The sequence below is a fragment of the Bacillus sp. TH17 genome, from assembly GCF_016651125.1.
GTDB lineage: Bacteria > Bacillota > Bacilli > Bacillales > Bacillaceae_G > Bacillus_A > Bacillus_A mycoides.
This window is the reverse complement of the sequence record NZ_JAEKEN010000001.1, coordinates 1,819,345-1,838,412: the sequence shown is the minus strand read 5'-3', so window position 1 is coordinate 1,838,412 and position 19,068 is coordinate 1,819,345. Positions and strand designations below refer to the sequence as shown.

Below are 19,068 nucleotides of genomic sequence, written 5' to 3'. Positions count from 1 at the left end.
AAAAAACTAAAATAACTCATTAATTGATATTCTGTTGATATTTTATTGATATTTTACACATATTAATGAAATGCGCATATATTATCGTATGGAGATTCTCCACTCATAAAACCTATCTTTTTTTGAGCATACTTTATTTGTATGCTCCTTTTTTATTCTTTACTTAACGGCTTACCCTGTTAATATTTCCAAATATCATCTGAACGAACATTGAATATTTCAATTTTTTCTTATTATGTGCTATGAATATAAGTTTAATAATTTATCTGTAGCTACATTTTCAGTATCACTTAAATCGACAAAATAATGAAGTTGCCACAATTGACTCTTCTTAGCTTGATTACTAATAGGTTTATCCCAAATAGGGTAAACCCTCATAGCCATTTTCCCTTTTTGATTTTGAGTTTTTAATATTTTTTCTTTTAGAAGAATCTCTTTTGGAAAAATAAATTGTCCTAGGTTATTATCCGCTATACAAGTGATAACTAAAAGGTTAGGAGCTGAATCATAAGAAAATGCCTGATTGCTCATGGAGGCATTCTTCTCCCAAAAAGAAACAAATTGTCCAATCTTATTAGGCGTAATTTTTGATACCCTAAATCGGATGCTTCTATTATTTAGCTGGAATACCCCTCCTGCATATTCTGAATTTTGCTTTTCTTCTTTTCGTTTAGTAATTAATAGATTATTAGGTTTGTAAATCATTTCATCTAGTTTTTCAATTATATTACTAAAATTTGTCATGTAAACGCACCTTTTTTATTTTCCAGTATACCAAGAACGTTCGTTCTTGTATATTAAACTTAAACAAATGTTGGCTTTGAATAGTCTTTCAAAGATTATTTTATCTACTCCATCCATAACTTCAAATTTACTTTTATAGTATTTATTACATTACTCTTCCAATTCCTTGTATTCTTCATTATTTCATTAATATATTAATAAAAAACGAGGTACATATTACATGAATCCATCCAAAATTGACTTCGGCTCCATAGAGCAACCTTTATTCCTATTAATTTTATATCTTATCGCAATTCTTTTAACACTCGGCATTACATTTAGTATATGTCATTCCCTTTTACTAAATTTAAATGCACCGAGATGGGTAGCAAAACTGTTAGCTATCGTATTAACTCTAGGTGTTGCTTATCAAGTGTTTATGAACTTATTTTAATATATTACCAATTTAACACCTTTAACTAAAAGGCCCTACCATTGATATTATCCCCTTTAAGTAGACAGTGTAAAAAGACCATGCACATACATGGATGTTACACTATTACTTGGAGGGGATTTTTCATGACTAAAAAAGGTTCAATATTTATTACATATTCAGAAGAATTAAAGTTAGCGGCTGTTCAAAGTTATTTAAACGGAGAAGGAAGTTACAATATGATAAAGGAAAAATATCAGATTAGAAGCTCTACACAACTAAAAAATTGGGTGAAAAAATATAAAGAATTTGGTGAAATTACAGATACTCGTGGAAAAAATGGTGGAATGAAAGGTATATCAAATCCTCTAAAAGGCAAACGCGTTCATTTTAAGACGATTGAAGAGGAACGTGACTACTATAAGGCACAGGTTGAATATTTAAAAAAGCAGTATCCGAATCTGTAAATGGAGGTGCACTAAAATATACGGTGAGATATCATATCATTGAATCATTAAAGGGGAAATATCCAGTTATATGGCTTACGAAATTTGCGGGTGTACATCGTTCAAGTTACTATAAGTGGATTCATACAAAAAGTATGAAAAACATGCGACTAGAATCCGAGAAACGATTAAAAAAAGTAATACAATCTATTCACGTAAGGCACAAGGAATATGGTTATCCACGTATGAAAATCGCTTTACAGGAAGAGGGATATTTTATAAATCACAAAAAAGTATATCGCTTAATGAGCGAGCTCAACATTCAATCTATTATTCGAAAGAAGCGTCGCTTCTTTAAAGGGAACTATTCCAATGTTTTTCCGAATGTTTTAAACCGTGTATTCAAAGATCGCCAACAAAATGAAGCGCTTGTTACAGATATTACTTACCTACGATTCCAAGAGGGATTTCGGTATCTTTCTGTTGTACAAGATATTTATAATAACGAAGTTGTTTCTTGGAAAATATCCAAGCGCAACGATAATGAACTTGTATTAGATACAATTGAAATGTTGGCACAAAAAAGAGATGTGCGTGGAACCATTCTCCATTCAGATCAGGGATTCCAGTACACATCTCACGCCTACAACAAACGACTTTTAGGTTTAGGTATCATTGGCAGCCACTCTCGCAAAGGAAACTGCCATGATAATGCCTGTATTGAGTCATTTTTCTCCCATTTTAAATCGGAAATGTTGTATTTGAATCATTTTAAAACAGAAGCAGATTTAATACAAGCAATTGAAGAGTATATTTATTTTTATAACTATAAACGGTTCCAAAAACGACTCAACCACCGAGCTCCGATAGAATATCGAATCTCGATGGCTGCTTAGTCTTTTTAATATTGTCTACTTGACAGGGATAAGACCAAAGGTAGGGCCTTTTTTAAAAAAATAGTCCATAAATCACAAACATGTCTTTTATTTTATTGGAGATGGGAATCTTGCAGCTTCAAAATGCGTACTAATAAATCCTGGATCATTTTGTATAATCAGTCCATCTACATCACTCTCAGCAAAAATTTCAACTACATCTCCTGCATGTAATTGAAGTATTGTTGAAACAGCTACGACATTTGCAAAATTGGGTGGACCAAAAAAGTCATTATCTATCGCTATAGCTGGATTATCATTTACCCGAATTTCTACACGCGCTCTATAATTCGTATTACTATCATTAGGTGCAAAGCTGATTGTACCAATAATAGAATAAACCCCTCTAGTCTTCGGAATAAAATCTGATGTTACTGGATTATATTCATTCGCTAAATCAAACTGTTCATTTTGGAATAATACTTTAACAAAAGTATTTGCAGTGACATTTTGATCTACTGTACTAACCGCTCTAAAAGCAGATGCCCTTACAAGTTTATCTTTCTCATTATCACAACACTTATCGTAATAATCTGTACTCTTCTTACAACAAGTATGCTTTGTCTTTTTATAGCCATTGCAATGCTTACAATAATAATAAGACATATTTATATCCCCTTTCTAAATCTATTGTTGTATACTATGCAAAATAAATTTAAAAAGTTTGGACGAGCTATTGCTATTATGAAATTAAAAAACTCCACCGAAAAGCAGAGTTAATAAATTTTTTTCCTTTTTAATATTTATACAATTGGAGATGGGAATCTTGCAGCCTCAAAATGAGAACCGTCTTCTGTACTACTAATAACCCCATCTATACTACTTTGTGCAAAAATCTCGACAATATCACCTGCATGTAATTGAAGTATTGTTGAAACACTTACGACATTACCGAAATTTATCGGCCCAAAAAAGTCGTTATCTATAGCAATTGCCGCATTTCCATTCACTCGAACTTCTACACGCGCTCTATAATTTAAATTTGTATCGTTCGGAAAGAAACCAATCGTCCCAATTACGGAATAAACTCCTCTAGTCTTCGGAGTAAAATCTGATGTTGCTGGGTTATATTCGTTCGCTAAATCAAATTGTTCATTTTGAAATAATACTTTAACAAAAGTATTAGCTGGAAGGTTTTGATTAACTGTATTTACAGCTCTAAAAGCAGATGCTCTTACAAGGTTATTCTCCTTATGATCGCAAGAACAGTCATCACATCTTTTACCGCACTTATTATAATAATCACTTCTTTTTTTACAGCAATCATGATTTTTCTTTTGGTAACTCTCACAATTCTTACAGTAGTAATAACAAGACATATATAGTGCTCCTTTCTAATCTACTACTGCATAATATGTATGCTAGACTTGAAAAGTTTGGACAGGTTATTGCGATTACAAAAATAAAAATGCTCCACCATAAGGCAGAGCGAAGAGAAAGTATAACTTTTAAAAACAAAGCACTCATGTAATATTCTGGTTAAATCAGTAATACAAATTATCTAGTTTCATCAACTCGGATTTTCAGAAAAAACTCATCTGTACGATTTTATTATTATTGAATAGATTATATTGTTAAGTGAGATATGCAATATTTCATATTTTATTATTTCGATATTCCTTTATTATCGTTGAGTTGTAAACATTCTCTTTAAAACACTTTAAAATCAACACTTAATCTATAACAAATACTCTTCCATCCTTTATAATTACCTGTAAGTATTATATTCAAATATTATTATTGTAAATTATTGACCCGTACAAACGTATAATTTTTGTGTATTCTATGGACAAGGAGTAAGGTAAGAGTTACTCTTTGCCATTTTAGGAAAGGCCCTGTTGGAGACAACAGGGCCTTTTTTCATAAACTAAATCGGTAAGATCCCCTAACTAGTAAGCTTTCTTTACCTAAACATCATGCATTTCTTTTTGCATACACCGCTACTCTTCTTCGACTGTTTCGTTTACAATCATCAGACACTATTTAACAGTACATAGTTCATTTATCCAGCACTTTCAAAACAGCTTGTACACCGTTAAAATACTTCATGCACTACAAATAAATTATCCGTTCTTGTTCAGGATGAGTATAAATTTTGGAATGTCCTGATATTAAATTACTTACAAGGTTTCATACCACTTATACTTTTGGAGACGGGAATCTTGCAGCTTCAAAATGCGTACTATCTTCTACATTACTAATAACTCCAGCTACGCTACTTTGTGCAAAAATCTCGACTAAATCCCCTGCACTCAATTGAATTATGGATGAAACAGCTACAACATTAGCAAAGTTTATTGGACCAAAAAAATCATTATCTATTTCATAGACACCATTTATCAAACACTCCATGTTTCTTCACCTCTTGAATATTTTTTAAATAAAAATACATACTATTTTCAAGTCGTCGTATCCACGGCTAGTACTTCTTTCTTTTGTTACAGTAGTAAGCAGGCAGGTTCTTCACCTATCTGCTTTCTCTGTATATTTTTTTAGATATCGAAAACACTACCTACAAGCTGTTTGAACTAGCAGCTTCACTCTTCTTGTAATGGGAAAGCAATTTATCACAATTAGCTAACTCATTCAACTCACAGGCAGACAACCAAAATTGTTGTCTGCTTTTTGTATGGAATTTTTCATTTTGCATATACTACTTTTGAGCCTGTTTACCAACGCAAGCCATTTTGGTGTTTTGAATTCCGACTAAGCTTTTATGTTGCACAGATTATTACATCTTTGACAACACTGGTTAAAAGCGCGTTTTCTGGTTATTCGTAGTTCTAGTCCAGAATAATTTTCCTCCTATAAAGGACAGCAGGTACGACTGCTCGTCCTTTTTTATTGCCCCAAATACTTTTGTAACAATTCCAACGCTTCATTAATGCTCCCATTTAAATCATCAAGTTCAGCATCTTCTGGACACTCCTGCAAAATCACTACCGCTCGACTTATGACATCTTGTAACTTTTCGATATCGATAGAAGTTGTAATAATTCCCTCTTGTTCTTGCGAATCAGCTTTACCATAGCCATTGTGCATGGACATCGGGTTTTCTAGCATCTAGCTCACCCCCTTAAAAAATGCAGGATTTTCCTTTCCATTATCGAATTAGTAATGTTTGAAAAAGGGGTGTAATATGGCAGAAATTAAAGTAGGACTTACACAATTTTTAGATTTCACACTGAAAAGTAGTGCAGCTAAAACAAACTTTGTGAAAAATCTAAAATCTCAACCGGAATACCAACCAGCTTTTGATTACTGGAAACAATTACGAGACACTGTTATTAAATTTCATCAAAACGAACTACCTTTTGAATGTTTCGAAACATTAGTGCAAACGGTTGATCAGAAGAAAAAGCAAAACTACATTGATGTCATAAAACAGTACAAAAAATTTATTAAAAACAAAGACGTCTCTTGGTTCGATCCAGGTAAATCACATTGGATATCAGATGATTTAATCGTCCGCTCATCACCTGAACTCGGTTTGCTCATTAATGATGAGCCGCATCTTATCAAACTGTTTTTCAAAGGAAAAAAAGAGCGAATTGATAAATACAACATCAACTCAACGCTGACATTATTAAACGAATCGACATTTTCAAATGAACATAACGATGTGAATTATACGGTTCTTAACATCCAAAAGAACAGAATGTATACTAATAACTCTATTAATAATGATCATTTAATAGCGCTTAAATCAGAAGCTAACCAGCTTTGTTATATATGGAATAAGATGTAAAGAGTACTATTCATCTCTTTCAATACCTTTTCCATGCATAATTTGGGCACAATTTTCACAGATCCTATCAGTTTAGCCCACCCTGCATTGTTCCTCACGAACAATGCAGGGTGGGCGTTTTTTCGAAAATAGTTTCTTTCATCATTTCCGCATCCTAACTCACCTCCTCCAAAATTATCATATGCCTGGTCAACAGTTCTATGATAAAACAAATGCTGAAGAAACGTTTTGTTCAGCAGCTGAAGCACAAGCTGCTGGATATAGAGCGTCAAAAAGATAAAACAAAAAACCGACTCTTATGAGCCGGTTTCTTTTGTTATTTCACATATACATAGGTTACGTTTATCTCTAAATTAGATATTTGCATTTTTTCTTCTTACCCCATAATTTTAATTGGGAATGGGAGGAAGAAAATGGTTCAAATCAAAGTAACACCTGAAATGCTAGAAGAAGTTGCTAATCGTGCAAGTAATACCAGAATCGCATTAGAATCTATACATAATAATTTATGTAATGAAATAGATCGTTTGTGTTTTCAATGGATTGGTGCCTCTAATCAACAGTTCATTCACATGTTCAATGATGCGAAACCAAAAGCTTTTACATCTATCAATTCAATTATACAAGTAGAAGAAGATTTGAGACGAATTGCCGAAAAATTCCGCAATACAGATAATCAAGATGTTACAATGGAAGAAGGTGCAATGTGTGGTAAACCTTCTTCGGAGGAACAAGGATTTGATGGTAAAAAACTTGCTAGGGATATAGCGGGTGAAATAAGTGGTGAATATGATGTTCGTCGTGTTTGGGATGGTATTGATCCATCTACTGGCGAAAAACTTTCGGGGTGGGATCGTGCTGGGGCAGGTGTCATGGCTGTAGCCGGCCTTACACCCTTTGGAAAGATAGCTAAAGTAGGAAAAGGAGTTAAAATGACTGCTAAGGCTACTGAGGCTGCAAATACAGCTAAAAAAGTCACTGCTGGGACAAACATTACGGGTGAAATTAATTATGTTCATTTTAATAAAACACATAAAGATTCCTTACCTAAGCCAAAAGGAGATGGGCCAAATGGTGGGCGATTACAATCTCATCATGGATTACAACAAGAATGGGCAAAAAATAATTTCAGTCAGTATGGGTATGATTCGAAACTTGCTCCAACAATAACTGTCGAGACTGGAAAAGGACTACCACATACAATCATTACTAATGCTCAAACTGCGAGACGAAATGAACGGGTGGCTTCAGGGGTAGGGAAATGGAGTACTACTTTACAAGAAGAAATGCAATTCATGGTGGGTGATTTAACTAAAGCTGGTTTTTCACGTGATACTACTAGCCAAGTTCTTGAACAACAATACAAGATGCTAGATAAACTAGGAGTTAAATATGAAAGGATTGATTATTAATGAACAGATTAGATAATATCAGTAGTGTGTATAGAATTGATGCCAAAAAATCTCCTTCGAAAGAAGAAGAAATTAAAGCGCTTCAGGATTTTTCAACAATAGATGTACCTACAGAATATATAGAAATAATTCAGCTAGCTTCAGACATTGAAATTAATGTTAACGACCAAATTTATATTCGAATTTGGGGAGCTTCGGGGTGCATTGAAATGAATGAAGCTTATGAAGTGCAGAAATATCTCCCGAATTCACTCGCAATTGGTGATGATGAAGGAGGCGGTGCATTAATCTATCTACAGGGTAAAGATGGTTTTGGAATATACTATAACAGATTCGCAGATTTGGATATTGAGGAGGCAGTGAAAATTGCACCATCGCTAACCGAATTATTAGAAAATAATGTAGGTGTGAATACTTTATTAGACATTTAAAAAAATTTAGAGACCTTGATTGGCTTGCCTTTCAAGGTTTTTTATTGGTAACGATATAGGTTTTGTAACAACTATGCTATTTTTTACAAATGTTTTAGATTCCAGTGTATGGGGGTAGTGACAGAGTTGTTGTCATAGACCGCAAAGTATGATTCGATAAAATTATAAAAAGTGCACCGTACACTTTTTGAAAAAGGTTTACCGATGAAATATGATGAAATAAATGAGTACTATAGAAAACAGGCGGAACAAAACGCCATAGAGAAAACTAAGGAGACTCCAGAAGATGGAGAACGTAAGAAGCAAGAAGATCATCAAAAGCTAATGGAAAATATCTATGGAGAAGAAATGATAAAAAACGGTGAATTAAATATGAATAAAGAAACATTTGGAGAATAAATAAGAAAAAAGCCGCCCAACAGGACGGCTCTTTTTACATTACTTAATCGTTACATGCTCCGCTTTAATCCATCGATTACCACCTATATCAATAGCATCTAAGTGTTTACCCCAAACACGATAAGGAACCGTACCATCGATGTTATCAATATGATTCGTACACTCAGGTTCGCTATGAACTGCAATTCCGTATCCTGGAGGATATTTAGAGTAGGCGCAGAACCATTGCACATCAAAATGCTCTAATTTCGCCCACTGCTTCTCGCTACCTAAACAAATCATATCCTTATCACCGCCACCCCAATATCCTTTAAAAATAAGATACGGGATTTTTTTCGTGATATTTCCTGTGTATTGCGAATCAGCAGGATTCTCATATAAATTCACGCCATAACCATCTGCGTATTTTGAAGTTGCGATTCCTTCAACTTTCTCATTATCTTGTTGCGGTTGTTCTTTTACCTTTTCAGTAGTTTGTGATTGGTTCTTAAACCAAGTTAATGACTTGCTACCCACAAGATAATTCAAATCACATTTACCGATACCGGGTACATTTCCTGTTTCCGTGTACTGCCAAATATCACAAGGATATGCTGGCTTATTACCGCCATAACGTGGAATCCATACAAAGTCATATTTCACGTTTGCCATTCTATATAATCAATTGCTTTATGATCTATCCCTAAATTAACAAGTGCCTTTCTTGGCGCTCCGATTCCTCCGAATAATTCAAGTATTTTAATCAAAGCCACCCCTCCCTTCTTGCTATTAAAATAGCGTTTTTATTAAATTTCCTAAATACAACCGCTTGTCCATTACACTTTGCTCTATCATTGCATTTACTATTAGTAATACGAACTTTTAGAGGTGAATTATATTGGACGAGTTTTTATCTTCTACTGCATTAAATCCGTGTTCGATTTGGCCGACACTTTCACCTATGCAACCCTTTCAATTCCCTACAGGTCCCACTGGTTCAACAGGTGCTACTGGACCGACCGGATCAATCGGGCCAACTGGGAATACGGGATTGACAGGGAACACCGGACCTACTGGTATTACTGGACCTACTGGCGACACCGGTTGATTTCTCGCATTATTGTTGGTCCTCTCCATATACCAGCTTGCTTCCATTCCTTTTTCATTTTCCCGACATAAGAAGGACTACGATCATACATAATGCTAATATCTTTATCTGGAATGCCTTGTTGATTCAATTCGCGCACACGCTCCGGAGTAAGTTCGATGGGTTTGTCTTTTCGTTTTCCACCGTGCTCTTTCGGTTGTGTATCAAAATATCTATCCAACTGACGTAATTCTTGACCAGTCGGGCAGTTTTTACAAACACTAATACTAAAACAAGCATTATCTGAACGATTGTTATAACAACGTCTGCATTTCTGCTCTATGATATCGCCAATTTCGTATGTGATTTGGATGCGTTCTACTTTCGTTTCACTCATTAACCGAATTATTTCACATACACTATTCACTATCGATGCCATTCTTCTCTTCCCCCTTGAATAATTTTTCCAAATCAATACATACTATTTTCAAGCCGTCATATTCACGGCTAATACTTCTTTCTTTTGTTACAACAGAAGTAGGTAGATTCGTCACTTATCTGCTTTCTCTGTATATTTTTTTAAATATCTAAAAGACTACCTACAAGCTGTTTGAACTAGCAGCTTCACTCTTCTTGTAATGGGAAAGCAATTTATCACAATTGACTAGCTCATTCGACTCGCTGGCAGACAACCAAAATTGTTGTCTGCTTTTTGTATGAGATTTTTCATTATACATATACTACTCTTGGGCCTCTTTACCAATGCAAGCCATTTTGGTATTTTGAATTCCGACTAAGCTTTTTTATTGCATAGATTATTACATCTTTGACAACACTGGTTAAAAGCGCGTTTTCTGGTTATTCGTAGTTTTAATCCAGAATAATTTTTCTCCTATACAGGACAGCAGGTACGACTGCTTGTCCTTTTTTACTTATACTGCGTACTTTCCTTTTGGGTAGCCTCGAACAACATTGCTCACGCTGCTCCCCTTTTCCCATTCTGCAAACCTTTGTAACCAAGCTCCCCAACGTTCTTGTATGGAAGGATATTGATTTTGACAGACGTACCTTATCTGTTAATCATTCCCTCTCGCATATTACCAAAGAGTTTCATGAGCCTAAAACATCTTCAGGAAAGAGATTAATTGTTTTACCTGAAATTACTCTGCTGGCTCTTCAAGGACATCTTCAAAAAATCAATGAAGAAAAAGAACGGTATGGCGATGGAAATAATAATTATGATTTAGTTTGCCCAACCTATAATGGTAACCCGTGCAATTTCAGAAGTTTGACACAGCTCCTGAAAAAGCTTATAAAGAAAAGTGAGGTTCCTAATATTCGTTTGCAGGATATAAGGCGTAAATCCGAAAATCGTAAGTAAACGATTAGGACATAAAAGAGTAGGGATCACATTAGACACCTACTCATATGTATACCAGACCTACAAGAAAAAGCAGTCGAAGATTTTGCAGTTACGGATTTTGCATAAAAAATACTAGCTTATCCGTGTGACATTGAGAGGAGTCAAAAACATGAAAGAAATCAAATCTGAACAAGAATTCAAAGACATCATCGCAAGCGAGGAGCCAGTAGTTGTTAAGTTCTTTACTACATGGTGCCCAGATTGCGTGCGTATGGACAACTTTATCGGAGATGTAATGGAAGAATTCAATAAGTTTGAATGGTATTCTATTAATAAAGATGAATTCCCAAGTATCGCGGAAGAGTATCAAGTAATGGGTATTCCAAGCCTGCTTGTTTATCAAAATGGCGAGAAGCTTGGCCACTTACATAGTGCTAACGCAAAAACTGAAGAGCAAGTTACTGAGTTTTTAGAAGCATACTAAGAAACGAAAAACCTCTGAAAAATCATCAGAGGTTTTTTTCGTTTTCAAATTGTTCTTTACCTTTGTCTCTTTCTGGAAAGTGAATATTATAATGCTTTCTCCCTTCTTATTGAAAAATTTTGTTATCATTTCTTATATATTACTCAAACGAGGAATTACAAAGAGTCATTTAGCGAAAAATATATATGAAAAAAATTTTGAGAATCATTATTCTCGCCCTCTTTCCATTTGCCATAATCATCATTACTTGTTTAATAAAGTGAAACTTTAATCAGTGGGGTTTTTGTTCATCCCCCACTGATTATTAGCCTTCACCAATCGGGCGTTTACGGGCAGCCCGACTCCCACCTAACTTCTTTGCTCTAACTGAATTTTGAGATGGGGGTCTTACTGCCCTCAAATAGCGGGATAAATTTCTACTTTGTACTTTTCAACATATTTTTCCTTAACGAAACTTTGTTATCCCCTTCTTAAAAAGCTATAAAACGTCAACAATGTTTGTATAGACCCACACGAGTTTCGTTTGATACTCTATGTATAGAAAGAAATTCCTTGTAGAAAGGCGAGTGATTAAAATGGATTCTCTTTCTCATAAAGAAGCTGATAAAGGTGCTATTGTCAGCATTATAGCCTACATATTTTTATCCTCTATGAAAATCATCATCAGTTATATTACCCTCTCTAGCGCATTACGTGCTGACGGTTTGAATAACTTAACGGATATTGGTGCTTCTTTAGCAATATTAATTGGCCTGAAAATTTCTCGTAAGCCTCGTGACCCAGATCATCCATATGGGCATTCGCGTGCAGAACAAATCGCATCACTTGTTGCTTCCTTTATTATGGCAACGGTCGGATTAGAAGTTGTTATTAGTGCAATTCAATCGTTTTTCAATCCGAAACAAGCAGCACCTAATGTACTTGCTGCATGGGTGGCTTTATTTTCTGCTGTCGTTATGTACGGTGTATACAAGTATACGAAAAAGATTGCAATGCGAACAAAAAGTAAATCATTAGAGGCTGCTGCAAAAGATAATTTATCAGATGCTCTTGTAAGTATTGGTACAGTAGTAGGTATAGTCGGAGCACAGTTCCAAATGCCTATTTTGGACCCTATTGCTGCTTTACTTGTCGGTCTTATTATTTGTAAGACCGCGTGGGAAATTTTCGTAGAAGCTTCTCATATGCTAACGGATGGAATTGATCCTGAAAAAATGGATGAATACGCTGATGCTATAGGGCATATTTCAGGTGTAGAACATATTGTAGATATTCGTGCTCGTATGTATGGGAACCAAACGTATGTGGATATTACAATTGAAGTAGATGCTCGAATGGATGTTAGCGAAAGCCATTGTATTACTGACAATATTGAAGATATGCTTCGAAAAAAATTCGGAATTTACCATGCTCATATTCATGTGGAGCCCATGCAAAAAGAACCTATTATGACATAGGTTCTTTTTTAATGAACGCCTTATGAAATATAATACATAAAACGAGCCAGCTACCGCCCGCTGCCCATCCGGCTAATATGTCAGATGGATAGTGCACGCCAAGATAAATTCGGCTAACTGAAATAGATAATACAACGAAGCTTGCTATAAAAATAATCAGCAACTTTTTATGCAATGAAATACGATCTTCTGTAATTGTGACGTATGCAATAAATCCTAAAAAAGCAGTAGCATTCATCGTATGACCGCTCGGAAAGCTATATCCAGTTGCTGTAACAAGCTGCGTCACATCAGGTCGTGCTCGTTCATACCATAGTTTGAGCATGCTGTTCAAATAACGTGATCCGTAATAATTAATTGTTAGAAGTAATGCACTTAATATTTTTTTCTAAGAAGAAAATACATTACAAGTATAATGAGTAACGGGAAATATATTCTTTTTGAACCGATAAAGGACACCCAAGTAAAATAGGTTGTCAAATACTCGTTTCGGAAACTTTGAATAAAGTGTGCGACTACATTATCAAATTTTTCAATACAAGCGGTATGATACGAAAGTGATAGTGCGACAAAACAAATGAGTAGTGTACAACTTAACAAGTATAAATGTCGGTATCGTTTCACATACATAACCTCACTATGCAAAAAAATGGAGCGGTTGTTTTAGTTTTCCTCTCCATTTTTTTTATGCATAGTTTATTAAAAAATATTATTGTTAATTTTTTGCTGCATCGTTGGAATATCTTCGTTTGTTACTGTAAAGCGAATAACCTTCTCATCAAGATCAAGTGCTTCTGCGAATAAACCAGCCAATCCACGTGATTTTCTATCTACTTCCATAATAATTTCTAATCGATCGTGGGCACTTGGCAAAATTAATAATTCTAATTCATCTAATTTCCCATAATACTCTCCGGAAACTGGAATAAACTCAAATTCTTGTGCGAATGGAACTTGCTTACGTAATCGATACGGTAATTCTTCGCATTCTATATGACGCGCTTTAAAACCTAATTGATTTACACTATTTAATACACTGTTCAATAGCGCATTCGGCAATACTTGAATATAATCACGGTCACTTTGATCAATACTACGTTTAATATCAAGACCTGTATGAACCCAAACCGTTTTCATTCCAAGTGTTAGTGGTGCTTCAATTGGCATTAAAAACGAAAATGGAATTTCCACTTTTTCATTTGGCTCTACAGAAAATGGATCTGTTAAACGAACTCGCTCTAAATCATACGATGCAGTTACTTTTTTATCATCCACTTCTCTTACATATGACGTCGACAACGTTAAGTAAATGCTTTCAATTTCTTGGCTAACTGAACCTCCAGTTATATGAACCTTCCCTACTATCTCTTCTCCAACTGTATACTCATCTCTTTCAAGAACAGTATCTACTTTTGCACTTCCAATTCCAACGCTTGCTAAAAACTTTTGAAACATGGGGTCTCCATCCTTTCTAAAGCGTAAGCTACATCTTTTTTCAAATCTTGTACATTTTCATAGTATGGCGCTTTCATTTGTAACATTCGCATCAGCATGTCGCGATTATATTCTTCCAGCACTAACTCTTCATACCAAGGTTTTTCCTTTTTTTCAGTCGATTGATAACTAGCATACAATAAAAATAATACGAAATGACCGAGAGCATAAAAATCGCTACGAAAGTGAACTTCTCGCATCAAAGCTTGTTCACCTTCATAAGTTATAGCTCGCTCATCACCCTCACCTTTCAATTTAGCCAATCCAAAATCAATAATACTAATCTGATTTTCTTTCATTAATATGTTTGGAATACGTAAATCTCGGTGAATGATACCTTTACTATGAAAATACGAAACAATTCCTAGTACTTCATATAAAATTTCAAAAACTTCACGTTCATCATATACTTGCCCATCTAAGAAAATATGATCTTCGAAATTTTCCCCCGGCATATACTCCATCACAAAAAAGTTCTTTTTCTCCCATATGAAATGGTCATGTAGCTTAGGAATTGACACATGATTTAATGTTTGTAAAATCACTTTCTCTTGCTCAAATGATTTTCTACCAGACTCATATCTTTGTTTACTTTGCCTTAATTGTTTTAAGACTTTATATTTATTTATTTGTAAATCATTAACGACATATGTAACCCCATAACTGCCCATTCCAATTACTGATTCAATCTTATAACGCTCTGCAACGATTGTATTTTTTCGCAGTGGTCTATCAAATAAAGCTAGTATACGACGCCATTTCATCAGCTACTTGAAAAGAAGCTACGGCTTTTACGTTTTCTTTTATAATGCTGATGCCCATAACCAGATGAACGTCGTTTATAGTCGCTACTTGAATAAGAGCGCCCTCTTTGACGATAATCACTACTTGAATACGAACGATGTTTTTTCTTTCCTAATAAAGAATCAATAATTTTTTTGAACATCCCTTCACCTCTTGTATAAAATTTTCTTTTAATTATACCAACAATTCTTGTCTATATTTGTGACAAGTTTGTAAAGAGTAAAAAACGACGAGTTAAGCCCGCCGTTACTTTCAATCTTCCTCTTCATCAAAAACTTCATCAATCATGCATTTCTCTAATAAATACTCAAATGTAATATCTGCCAGGTCCTCAATTTCTTCTCTTTTTGGAACGTACCCTCTTTCAATTAGTCGCTCATAAAAAAACTCCGCAATCTCTTCCGTGTCAATTACGACTTCAATTTCCTTCATGAGCATCACTCCTTTATTTCTGTTTTATGAAAAAATCTCAAAATTATGTATATGAGATTAGAAAAATAGTTTTTCTTTTTTATAAGTCATATCATGTAGGTAAAGGGCATACGATGTTAGTACAAGCTATCCAAAGGGGGAAATAATAATGGAATACCAATATGAAGTAGATCAAGAAGTAGGGCAAACAAAAGAAGAGTTCATGCATGAAGATCAATGGGCAGACTCTCTTATTAAATGGCTTTTTATTTTTTTAATAATTGTAGGCATACCTTATACTGCATATGTTGTTGTTCAATTTATTCTCTCTTTCTAGTTAACTATTTTTTCTCTGTCAATTTAACTAAATAATTTTGAACAACATCCATAACAATTTTATATTCTTCATCTTTAAATGTATCGAATAATAAATGATAATCATTATAAATATCTAATAACCCATCAATAATTTCTTGGCGATTCGTCTTTACACTTACTTTTTTCGAATTGTTAATTGATTTCAATTTTCCTAAATCTAATTTATTCATACCAGCTTTATCTTGTTTCATTTTCTTCAAAATTGCATTTGCCGTTTGTGCATTGGCAAGTAATGTTAAATCTGATTCATCAGCTTCTAACCATTCACCATCAGTAATTCGTGACAATTCATATATAGTATCTTCCCATGCATCATTTTTATATCTCCATACTTCTGTACGAAAACCAACAATACGAAAAACATCTTTATCATATCCAGTTACTTGCACGAGATCACCAAACGTAAAGTTATAATTTAATTCAATCCACTCTGTGTCGCCCTTTTTCATTTCTTGCTCTGTAACATGCTGCAAAGTTTGTTCTACATAAAATCCATCGTGATTATTTACTTCGTATACGTAAACTCCATCTAAAACTTTCATATTTGTAACTTTCCCAACGGTTCCATATAGCGTAATCACGACTATGTCTCCTACGTTATATTTAGGTTGTTTTTTCCTTGCCATCAATATCTCTCCTTTTTTAAACGTCGTGATTTTGATAACAGTATATGCAACCTACATAAAAACGCTTATCACAGAAGCTTATATTCATAAATTTTTTCAATAAAAAAGTAGAATTTGTATATAACTTAAAAAAGCTAGTATTTAAACTAGCTTTCACTTTTCATTTATGTTCTAACAACAAGACCTATTGTAAATAAAAAAGCATAATGAATACTTCACTTCTTTCAAAGTAATGTATTCATTATGCTTTCATTTCCCTAAAACTTCATATCGTTATCTCTCTTGTATATATAAATCCCATGCATCATCAAATATAGACATACTTTCTAGCATTCCACTTAACTCTAAGTATGAACTAATTACATCATAGTCTTCAGATTGCTTCGGAAAACTTAAATCATCATACATCGCCTCTGCTAAATCTGATATTTCATTTTTAAATAAAGCTGCACGGTGCTTCATCATATAATGGTAAAATGTCTTTTTCAAAAATATTCCCTACCTTTCTAACTTGGGTACATTATACAAGGCAAAAAAGAAAAAAACCAGCATAAAAGCTGGTTAAAAGTCGAAATAATTCCTTTTTAATAAACGTGGTCTTCCCATCAACTCTTCGTATGTTAGTTGTTTTGGCAAATCTTTCGTATAAATTAAAAACAACTGATCTTCAATTTCTTTTACAGTATGGTCTGCTTGATAGTCCATTCCACATGAGGAACAAGTAATACATGGTGTCTCTTGGATTTCAATGGCTTTCGTACCATCTGGTAATTCCCAATATACAGTATTCAAGCTTTCTTTCGCTTCTGTACTGTCACACCACATACAATTCATACTACGTCACCCTCATTTTTTTTGTCATCATCTAACTTTGCTATTTGTGCTTGATATTTTTTATCTTTTAATTGATCACGCTTATCACGTTTATCTTTTAAAGAAGCATGCGTTTCATTGACTTCATAATCTTTGCGGCGATTCATACGTTGTAAATCATCTGGAACAAGATTAAATTTCTTATCACTCATCAATCCTGCAACGCCGATATCAGAACGTTTCTCTTCATAAGTCGGATAAATTTCTTTAAAGTAGCCTTCTGCTCTTCCTGGGATATAGTTTTCTGGTTCTGGATACGTTGTAATAACCCCTTCAAAGTTACGAAGAACAACTTTATCCGCACTTTGTGAAATTAAATAGTTTGGCTGAAGCGCAATTTTCCCGCCTCCACCCGGTGCATCGACAACGAAAGTTGGTACTGCATAACCAGACGTATGTCCACGTAAGCCTTCAATAATTTCAAGACCTTTCGAAACTGGTGCACGGAAATGACCGATACCTTCTGATAAATCACATTGATAAATGTAATATGGACGAACACGAATTTTCACTAAATCATGCATAAGTTTTTTCATAATTGGAACGCTGTCATTAATTCCAGCTAAAATTACAGCTTGGTTTCCAATTGGAACACCTGCATTTGCAAGCATTTCACATGCTAGTTTCGATTCTTCTGTAATCTCAATAGAAGTGTTAAAATGAGTATTTAACCATACTGGATGGTATTTTTTAATTATGTTACACAGGTTTTCTGTAATACGCTGTGGGAATACAACTGGTGCTCTCGTTCCGATACGAATAATCTCAACATGCGGGATTGCTCGTAAATTCTTTAATACATATTCTAAAATTTTATCATTAATTAGAAGTCCATCACCGCCAGAAATTAAAACGTCACGTACTTGTGGTGTTTCACTAATATAAGCAATCGCATCATCTAATTGCTTTTTCGGTACGCCCATTCCAATTTGTCCACTAAAACGACGACGTGTACAGTAACGACAATACATAGAACATTGATTCGTTACTAAAAATAGTACACGGTCTGGATAACGATGAGTTAATCCTGGAACTGGTGAATCTTCATCTTCATGAAGAGGATCTTCTAAATCATATTTTGTTTTATATAACTCTTCCGAAATCGGTACTGATTGCATCCGAATCGGACAGCGTGGGTCATCAGGATTCATTAGCCAAGCATAGTACGGTGTAATGTTTAACGGGATCGTTTTCGTTGAAATTTTAACGCCTTCTTCTTCGTCAGGTGTTAAGTTAATTACTTTCTTTAAATCATCTAAAGTTTTGATCGTATTCGTTAATTGCCAAACCCAATCATTCCATTGTTCTTCTGTAACATCTTTCCATAATTCAATATCCTTCCAGTGACGATTTGGTTTGTATACATCATGTAACATTGCTATTCCCCCTTTTTATACGCTCATCCTTTATATAAGCAATAATTATGCCAACTTCATATTCTTGATAAGTAAATGCGAGAAATACCCTATTATATAAGAGAATAAATATTTTTAAGTGCTGTACTAAAACGATATTTACTATCATATTCATTACTTGTTATATATGTAAACGCTCTTTTATTGGTGCAAACACACAAAAACCGCCG

Annotated in this window: 24 protein-coding genes and 7 pseudogenes; 13 read left to right on the top strand and 18 right to left on the bottom strand. The window is 34.3% G+C overall.

What is annotated here, in order from left to right:
* Window positions 1-240 precede the first annotated feature (240 nt).
* Window positions 241-744, bottom strand: a complete 504-nt coding sequence (locus tag JFT95_RS09375; RefSeq protein ID WP_002141670.1) for a MepB family protein — start codon at window positions 742-744, stop codon at window positions 241-243.
* A 220-nt stretch (window positions 745-964) separates the two neighbouring features.
* On the opposite strand from JFT95_RS09375, the gene JFT95_RS09370 reads away from it, so the two are divergent.
* From JFT95_RS09370 to JFT95_RS09360, 3 genes are all read left to right on the top strand, one after another.
* Window positions 965-1,177 carry a hypothetical protein gene (locus tag JFT95_RS09370; RefSeq protein ID WP_002012629.1) on the top strand — a complete coding sequence of 71 codons (213 nt, stop codon included), beginning with the start codon at window positions 965-967 and terminating at the stop codon, window positions 1,175-1,177.
* A 125-nt stretch (window positions 1,178-1,302) separates the two neighbouring features.
* A complete protein-coding gene (locus JFT95_RS09365) occupies window positions 1,303-1,623 on the top strand; it encodes a helix-turn-helix domain-containing protein (RefSeq protein ID WP_016103355.1) in 321 nt (106 codons plus the stop codon).
* 23 nt (window positions 1,624-1,646) lie between these two features.
* Entirely contained in the window at window positions 1,647-2,498 is an 852-nt protein-coding gene (locus JFT95_RS09360; RefSeq protein ID WP_201052050.1) for an IS3 family transposase, read from the top strand.
* Window positions 2,499-2,585: 87 nt separating this feature from the next.
* Here the strand turns inward: JFT95_RS09360 and JFT95_RS09355 are convergent, their stop codons facing one another.
* The 4 genes and pseudogenes from JFT95_RS09355 to JFT95_RS09340 all read right to left on the bottom strand — a co-directional run bounded on the left by JFT95_RS09355 (window position 2,586) and on the right by JFT95_RS09340 (window position 5,600).
* A complete protein-coding gene (locus JFT95_RS09355) occupies window positions 2,586-3,143 on the bottom strand; it encodes a hypothetical protein (RefSeq protein ID WP_002065254.1) in 558 nt (185 codons plus the stop codon).
* A gap of 137 nt (window positions 3,144-3,280) precedes the next feature.
* The gene (locus JFT95_RS09350) at window positions 3,281-3,856 is read right to left on the bottom strand and encodes a C1q-like domain-containing protein (protein WP_002012631.1); all 576 of its coding nucleotides are present in this window, start codon (window positions 3,854-3,856) and stop codon (window positions 3,281-3,283) included.
* A gap of 820 nt (window positions 3,857-4,676) precedes the next feature.
* Window positions 4,677-4,862 (bottom strand): annotated as a pseudogene (locus JFT95_RS09345) (hypothetical protein); the annotation flags it as partial.
* A gap of 516 nt (window positions 4,863-5,378) precedes the next feature.
* A complete protein-coding gene (locus tag JFT95_RS09340) occupies window positions 5,379-5,600 on the bottom strand; it encodes a hypothetical protein (RefSeq protein WP_040963065.1) in 222 nt (73 codons plus the stop codon).
* A gap of 76 nt (window positions 5,601-5,676) precedes the next feature.
* On the opposite strand from JFT95_RS09340, the gene JFT95_RS09335 reads away from it, so the two are divergent.
* The 5 genes and pseudogenes from JFT95_RS09335 (at window position 5,677) to JFT95_RS09320 (ending at window position 8,527) form a co-directional block, all read left to right on the top strand.
* The gene (locus JFT95_RS09335) at window positions 5,677-6,285 is read left to right on the top strand and encodes a hypothetical protein (protein ID WP_098167750.1); all 609 of its coding nucleotides are present in this window, start codon (window positions 5,677-5,679) and stop codon (window positions 6,283-6,285) included.
* A gap of 175 nt (window positions 6,286-6,460) precedes the next feature.
* Window positions 6,461-6,565: pseudogene (locus JFT95_RS30110) on the top strand (sunset domain-containing protein); the annotation flags it as partial.
* A 133-nt stretch (window positions 6,566-6,698) separates the two neighbouring features.
* The gene (locus JFT95_RS09330; protein ID WP_201052048.1) at window positions 6,699-7,697 is read left to right on the top strand and encodes a WXG100 family type VII secretion target; all 999 of its coding nucleotides are present in this window, start codon (window positions 6,699-6,701) and stop codon (window positions 7,695-7,697) included.
* Window positions 7,697-8,128, top strand: coding sequence for an SMI1/KNR4 family protein (locus JFT95_RS09325; protein WP_033709048.1), 432 nt, complete (start codon window positions 7,697-7,699; stop codon window positions 8,126-8,128). The genes JFT95_RS09330 and JFT95_RS09325 overlap by 1 nt, the downstream gene beginning before the upstream one ends.
* Window positions 8,129-8,332: 204 nt before the next feature.
* A complete protein-coding gene (locus JFT95_RS09320) occupies window positions 8,333-8,527 on the top strand; it encodes a hypothetical protein (protein WP_012260894.1) in 195 nt (64 codons plus the stop codon).
* Window positions 8,528-8,566: 39 nt separating this feature from the next.
* Here the strand turns inward: JFT95_RS09320 and JFT95_RS09315 are convergent.
* Together JFT95_RS09315 and JFT95_RS09310 are read right to left on the bottom strand one after the other, a co-directional pair.
* A pseudogene (locus JFT95_RS09315) lies at window positions 8,567-9,172 on the bottom strand (N-acetylmuramoyl-L-alanine amidase); the annotation flags it as partial.
* A 5-nt stretch (window positions 9,173-9,177) separates the two neighbouring features.
* A pseudogene (locus JFT95_RS09310) lies at window positions 9,178-9,273 on the bottom strand (DNA (cytosine-5-)-methyltransferase); the annotation flags it as partial.
* Between the two features lie 131 nt (window positions 9,274-9,404).
* Here JFT95_RS09310 and JFT95_RS09305 point away from each other — a divergent pair.
* A pseudogene (locus tag JFT95_RS09305) lies at window positions 9,405-9,611 on the top strand (exosporium leader peptide-containing protein); the annotation flags it as partial.
* Here the strand turns inward: JFT95_RS09305 and JFT95_RS09300 are convergent.
* Window positions 9,595-10,032 (bottom strand): hypothetical protein, encoded by a 438-nt coding sequence (locus JFT95_RS09300; RefSeq protein WP_242487603.1) that lies wholly within the window; start codon window positions 10,030-10,032, stop codon window positions 9,595-9,597. The pseudogene JFT95_RS09305 and the gene JFT95_RS09300 sit on opposite strands and share 17 nt — an antisense overlap.
* The gene (locus JFT95_RS29875; RefSeq protein WP_255256115.1) at window positions 10,013-10,147 is read right to left on the bottom strand and encodes a hypothetical protein; all 135 of its coding nucleotides are present in this window, start codon (window positions 10,145-10,147) and stop codon (window positions 10,013-10,015) included. Before JFT95_RS29875 ends, JFT95_RS09300 begins: the two co-directional genes overlap by 20 nt.
* Window positions 10,148-10,758: 611 nt before the next feature.
* Between JFT95_RS29875 and JFT95_RS29985 the strand changes: the two are divergent.
* The 3 genes and pseudogenes from JFT95_RS29985 (at window position 10,759) to JFT95_RS09285 (ending at window position 12,897) form a co-directional block, all read left to right on the top strand.
* Window positions 10,759-11,082: pseudogene (locus tag JFT95_RS29985) on the top strand (site-specific integrase).
* A gap of 43 nt (window positions 11,083-11,125) precedes the next feature.
* Complete coding sequence (locus tag JFT95_RS09290) at window positions 11,126-11,440, top strand: thioredoxin family protein (protein WP_000658777.1); 315 nt, start codon at window positions 11,126-11,128, stop codon at window positions 11,438-11,440.
* 575 nt (window positions 11,441-12,015) lie between these two features.
* Window positions 12,016-12,897: a cation diffusion facilitator family transporter gene (locus JFT95_RS09285; protein ID WP_002085782.1), complete on the top strand. Its 882-nt coding sequence runs from the start codon at window positions 12,016-12,018 to the stop codon at window positions 12,895-12,897.
* Here the strand turns inward: JFT95_RS09285 and JFT95_RS09280 are convergent.
* The 5 genes and pseudogenes from JFT95_RS09280 to JFT95_RS09260 form a co-directional block, all read right to left on the bottom strand.
* Window positions 12,887-13,521 (bottom strand): annotated as a pseudogene (locus JFT95_RS09280) (phosphatase PAP2 family protein). The gene JFT95_RS09285 and the pseudogene JFT95_RS09280 sit on opposite strands and share 11 nt — an antisense overlap.
* 75 nt (window positions 13,522-13,596) lie before the next feature.
* A complete protein-coding gene (locus JFT95_RS09275; protein WP_201052045.1) occupies window positions 13,597-14,352 on the bottom strand; it encodes a sporulation protein in 756 nt (251 codons plus the stop codon).
* Window positions 14,334-15,155, bottom strand: coding sequence for a serine/threonine protein kinase (locus JFT95_RS09270; protein ID WP_201052043.1), 822 nt, complete (start codon window positions 15,153-15,155; stop codon window positions 14,334-14,336). Before JFT95_RS09270 ends, JFT95_RS09275 begins: the two co-directional genes overlap by 19 nt.
* The gene (locus JFT95_RS09265) at window positions 15,155-15,337 is read right to left on the bottom strand and encodes a hypothetical protein (RefSeq protein WP_002085792.1); all 183 of its coding nucleotides are present in this window, start codon (window positions 15,335-15,337) and stop codon (window positions 15,155-15,157) included. Before JFT95_RS09265 ends, JFT95_RS09270 begins: the two co-directional genes overlap by 1 nt.
* Before the next feature lie 110 nt (window positions 15,338-15,447).
* Entirely contained in the window at window positions 15,448-15,627 is a 180-nt protein-coding gene (locus tag JFT95_RS09260; RefSeq protein ID WP_002012644.1) for a YozD family protein, read from the bottom strand.
* 148 nt (window positions 15,628-15,775) lie between these two features.
* Here JFT95_RS09260 and JFT95_RS09255 point away from each other — a divergent pair, with 148 nt between their 5' ends.
* Window positions 15,776-15,943, top strand: coding sequence for a DUF3930 family protein (locus JFT95_RS09255; RefSeq protein WP_000456534.1), 168 nt, complete (start codon window positions 15,776-15,778; stop codon window positions 15,941-15,943).
* 4 nt (window positions 15,944-15,947) lie between these two features.
* Here the strand turns inward: JFT95_RS09255 and JFT95_RS09250 are convergent, their stop codons facing one another.
* The 4 genes from JFT95_RS09250 to kamA all read right to left on the bottom strand — a co-directional run bounded on the left by JFT95_RS09250 (window position 15,948) and on the right by kamA (window position 18,859).
* The gene (locus tag JFT95_RS09250; RefSeq protein ID WP_002012647.1) at window positions 15,948-16,610 is read right to left on the bottom strand and encodes a hypothetical protein; all 663 of its coding nucleotides are present in this window, start codon (window positions 16,608-16,610) and stop codon (window positions 15,948-15,950) included.
* A 273-nt stretch (window positions 16,611-16,883) separates the two neighbouring features.
* Window positions 16,884-17,099, bottom strand: a complete 216-nt coding sequence (locus JFT95_RS09245; protein ID WP_002085796.1) for a YozE family protein — start codon at window positions 17,097-17,099, stop codon at window positions 16,884-16,886.
* Between the two features lie 72 nt (window positions 17,100-17,171).
* Complete coding sequence (locus JFT95_RS09240) at window positions 17,172-17,444, bottom strand: YokU family protein (protein ID WP_002085797.1); 273 nt, start codon at window positions 17,442-17,444, stop codon at window positions 17,172-17,174.
* A complete protein-coding gene (gene kamA / locus JFT95_RS09235; RefSeq protein ID WP_002012651.1) occupies window positions 17,441-18,859 on the bottom strand; it encodes a lysine 2,3-aminomutase in 1,419 nt (472 codons plus the stop codon). The genes JFT95_RS09240 and kamA overlap by 4 nt, the downstream gene beginning before the upstream one ends.
* Window positions 18,860-19,068: the final 209 nt, after the last annotated feature.